The organism is Nocardia aurea (genome assembly GCF_003123685.1).
Taxonomy (GTDB): Bacteria; Actinomycetota; Actinomycetes; order Mycobacteriales; family Mycobacteriaceae; genus Nocardia; species Nocardia aurea.
This window is the reverse complement of sequence record NZ_QCYJ01000184.1, coordinates 1-3,890: the sequence shown is the minus strand read 5'-3', so window position 1 is coordinate 3,890 and position 3,890 is coordinate 1. Positions and strand designations below refer to the sequence as shown.

Annotated in this window: 6 protein-coding genes; all 6 read right to left on the bottom strand. The window is 73.0% G+C overall.

The genetic code is table 11. The features are described from left to right. Positions 1 to 517, bottom strand: a 517-nt coding sequence (locus DAT37_RS43725) for an amidohydrolase family protein (protein ID WP_157979018.1), incomplete at its 3' end; no start/stop codon positions are given. After that, positions 514 to 1,053 carry a (2Fe-2S)-binding protein gene (locus DAT37_RS43720; protein WP_198654741.1) on the bottom strand — a complete coding sequence of 180 codons (540 nt, stop codon included), beginning with the start codon at positions 1,051 to 1,053 and terminating at the stop codon, positions 514 to 516. The genes DAT37_RS43725 and DAT37_RS43720, both read right to left, overlap by 4 nt. Further along, entirely contained in the window at positions 1,053 to 1,916 is an 864-nt protein-coding gene (locus DAT37_RS43715) for an FAD binding domain-containing protein (protein ID WP_109530871.1), read from the bottom strand. The genes DAT37_RS43720 and DAT37_RS43715 overlap by 1 nt, the downstream gene beginning before the upstream one ends. Positions 1,917 to 1,920: 4 nt before the next feature. Then, entirely contained in the window at positions 1,921 to 2,787 is an 867-nt protein-coding gene (gene pucL / locus DAT37_RS43710; RefSeq protein ID WP_109530870.1) for a factor-independent urate hydroxylase, read from the bottom strand. Continuing rightward, the gene (gene uraH, locus DAT37_RS43705; RefSeq protein ID WP_109530869.1) at positions 2,788 to 3,087 is read right to left on the bottom strand and encodes a hydroxyisourate hydrolase; all 300 of its coding nucleotides are present in this window, start codon (positions 3,085 to 3,087) and stop codon (positions 2,788 to 2,790) included. It lies immediately after the preceding gene. Then, positions 3,084 to 3,593, bottom strand: a complete 510-nt coding sequence (gene uraD, locus DAT37_RS43700) for a 2-oxo-4-hydroxy-4-carboxy-5-ureidoimidazoline decarboxylase (RefSeq protein WP_109530868.1) — start codon at positions 3,591 to 3,593, stop codon at positions 3,084 to 3,086. Before uraD ends, uraH begins: the two co-directional genes overlap by 4 nt. Positions 3,594 to 3,890 lie beyond the last annotated feature (297 nt).

Genomic DNA, 3,890 nt, shown 5'->3' with positions numbered 1-3,890 from the left:
GCAGCCCGCCCTGCGACCGGCCGCGGTCCATCGACCCGCGCGCCGGGTGGAAGCGGATGCCCACCTCGCGGGCCGCCTCGATCCCCGCGGCGAACAGGTCGCCCCGGCCCTTGGGGAAGAGGTAGTGGTGGTCGCTGGAGGTCGTGCAGCCGGACAGCGCGAGGTGGGCGAGGCCCGCGGTGGCGGCGCCCTCGACGACCTCGGCGTCCATGGCGGCCCACACCTGGTAGAGCGCCGCCAGCCACTCGAACAGCGTCGCGTCCTGGGCCAGGCCCTGCGTGGCCCACTGGTAGAGGTGGTGGTGGGTGTTGACCAGGCCAGGGGTGGCCAGGCAGCCCGCGCCGTCGATCCTGGCCGCGCCGGGGGCGGCGGGCGCCTCGGTCATGGGGCCGACGGCGGTGATGCGGTCGCCGGTGACCAGGATGTACCCGGACACGATCTCGGGGCCCACGACCGGCGCGACGTGCACGTTCGCGATCAGCGTCGCGCCGGGGGCCGTCGCCGCGGAGCGGCTCATCCCGCGGCCTCTCCCCCGGGCGTCCCTTGTCCGGCCGTTCGTCCGGCCGTTCGTCCGGCCGTGGGTCGCCCGGCCGCCTTGCGAGCCGCCGCGAGCCGTACCGCGTCGAGGATCTTCTCGTATCCCGTGCACCGGCAGAGGTTGCCCGCGAGCGCCTCGCGGATCTCCGCGTCCGACGGCCGGGCGACGCGCTCGATCAGGGCGTGCGCCTGCACGATCAGCCCGGGTGTGCAGAACCCGCACTGCACGGCCCCGCACTCGACGAACGCCTCCTGTACCGGGTCGAGGCGGGCGCCGTCGGCGAGCCCCTCCACGGTGCGCACCTGGCGGCCGTCGGCCTGCCCGGCGGCAACCAGGCAGGAGCAGACCGGCGTGCCGTCGAGGTAGACCGTGCAGGAGCCGCACTCGCCCTGCTCGCAGGCGTTCTTGGAGCCGGGCAGCCCGACCCGCTCACGCAGCACGTACAGGAGGCTCTCGCCCTCCCACACGCCGTCCACGGTCTCCTCGCGGCCGTTCACGGTGAACGTGACCCGCATCAGGCGGCCCTCCTTCCCAGGTGGTCGTTCCAGGCCCAGGTGAGCGTGCGGCGCGCCATCACGCCGATGGCATGCCTGCGGTATCCGGCGGTGCCGCGCACGTCGTCGATCGGCGAGGCGGCCCCGGCGCACAGCTCTCCGAACCGCCGCGCCAGCGCGGGATCGAGCGGGGCGTCCCAGTCGAGCTCCCCGCGCAGGAACTCCTCCGCCTCCAGCGCCCGGAGCGGGGTGGGCGCGGCCGAGCCGACGCCGGTGCCGACCCGCCCGTCCTCCGGGTGCAGCGCGATGGCGAACGAGCACACCGCGATCACCATGGCGTTGCGGGTGCCCACCTTGGAGAAATACTGCGGACCGCCGGCCGCGCGCAGCCGCACAGCCCTGATCAGCTCGTCCGGCAGCAGCGCCGAGCGCTTCACCCCCAGGTAGAACTCCTCGGCCGGGATCAGCCGGATGCCCCGGTCGCGCGACTCCACCTCGATCTCGGCGCCCGCGGCGAGCAGCGGCGGGTGGCTGTCGCCCGCGGGCGAGGCCGCGCCCAGGTTGCCGCCGACCGTGCCGCGGTTGCGGATCTGCGGCGAGCCGACCGTCCGTGACGCCTGCGCGAGCCCCGGCAGCGCGCCGCCCAGCTCCTCGATGACCGTCGCGTACGTCACCCCGGCGCCCACCCGGCACCCGCCACCGTCCTCGACGGTCCACTCGCGCAGCTCGGCGATCCGGGTGAGGTCCAGCAGGGCGGGGGGCCTGCGCACGTCGAAGTTGATCTCCACCATCACGTCGGTGCCGCCCTGGACGGGCAGCGCCTCCGGCTGGTCCGCCTTGGCGGCCAGCACCTCCGCCCACGTCGTGGGCCGCAAGAAGTCCATCGCTCTACTCCCAGGCGAACGCGGCGTCAGGGGCGTCCTCGCGCAGCACACTGCCCTCGATCAGGCCGTACGGGCGGTCGGCGGCGTAGAACACCTCGTTGTCGTTGTCCATGCCGAACGGCGACAGGTCCACCGGGAAGTGGTGCCTGTTCGGCATCGCGAGCCTCACCTCGCAGATCTCGGGGCAGGTCGCCAGTACCCGCTCACCCATGGCGTACAGCGTCTGCTGGAGCGACAGGCTGTACGTCCCGGCGAACGCCTCCACCAGGGACCGCCGCACCCGCTCGTACGACGTGCCGTACGAGGGGGTGTCGCCCCTGTGCCGCCAGCGGGCGGTGACGGCGGTGGCGAGGATGCGGTCGGTCGTCGGCCGGAGCGTCGTGTACTCGTCCACGATGAAGTCGTGGAACTCCGATCCGGTGGTGTTCAGCAGGACGAGGTCCTTGAGCCCGGACACGACGGTGGCGCGGCCGTCCCTGTCGTGGTGGACGACGCAGGTGCGCACCTCGCCGCCGGCGCGGACGAACGAGTGCGGCGACACGGGGACGCGGTCCCAGGCGTACTCCTCGATCTCCACCCTGGCGTGGTGGATCGACGGCTGCGAGCCGGTGAAGTGCCCGGCCAGCACCGCCGCGAAGTCCTCGATCTGGTCCACGCCGTGCTTCCTGGCCAGGGCGTAGACGGTGTTCTTCTGCGTGTCCGTCGGCAGCACGGCGGCGTTGTCGCCCGTCAGGTGGACGGCCTCCATGTCGCCGGAGAGCGAGGTGCTGACGTTCAGGTCCTTGATGTGGTGGGTGGCGCCGTCCCTGACGACGCGGACGAGCCTGGTCTCCGCCTTGCCGTAGCGGTTGGGCCCCAGGATGATCGACATCTAGCTCCCTCGGTAGGTGGAGTAGGCGTACGGGCTGAGCAGCAGGGGCACGTGGTGGTGCGCGGAGGGGTCCGTGACGGTGAAGGCGATGACCACCTCGGGGTAGAACGTCTCGCCGAGGTAGCCGCCGGTGTCGAAGACGACGCGGTTGACCCCGGCCTCCGGGTCCCAGCCCTTGATGCGGCCGTCGTCGTCGGTGCGGCCCTCGGCCAGGACCCTGCCGCCGTGTTCGAGCCGGACCAGGACTCCGGCGGCGGGGCGGCCGGTGACCGCGTTCAGCACGTGGGTGGAGAAGCTCACGGCGCCTCCCCGAGGAGCTTGGCGATCCGCAGCCGGGTGATCTCGGCCAGCTCGTCGCGGACGACGCCACGCTCGGCCTCGTCGTCGTGGTCGAGGCGCTCGCGCAGCCTGGTCAGCATCTGGGTGCCCGTCAGGCCGGTGGCGCAGATCAGGTAGACGTGGCCGAAGCGGTCCTCGTAGGCGCGGTTGCCGTCCGCGAGCGCCTTCCGCAGGCCGTCCTCCACTCCCGACTGCTCCTGCCGGGACCAGGCCGCCTCCCTTCCGCCGCCGTCCGGGCGGGCCCCGATCCTGGGATGCGCGGCGAGCGCTTCGAGCACGTCGGGCCAGGCCAGACCGCGCACGGCCGCGGCGGCGGCGCCGGCCAGCCGGTCGCCGTCCTGGTACGGGCGGCCGGACGCGACGGCCCGGGCGAAGGCGCGGGACGCGCAGCAGGCCAGCAGTTCCTCCTCCGCGTCCGCCTCCGCCGCCGCGTTGAACCGGTCCAGTCCGGCGAGGGTGTCGGGCATGCCAGCAGTACACACGTGTCCGTCGTGCCCGGTCCATCCGCAAGAACTCTCAACTGTCCAACCGGTTGTCCAGAACTTTTCGTGTCATGCTCCAAGCCGCCCCCGCCACGCGGCGCGCCCGGTGGGAAAGGTCCGCGGGGGCCAAATAAACTGGGTGCCATCATGACCCCACGCTCTCTCATCGGCGGGCACGTGCTCGTGACCGGCGGCCTGGCCACGGGCGGCCTCAGATACATGGCCGAGATCGGCGCCGTGATGATCCAGGTGTTCGTCACCAACCCGCGCGCCTGGGCGCTC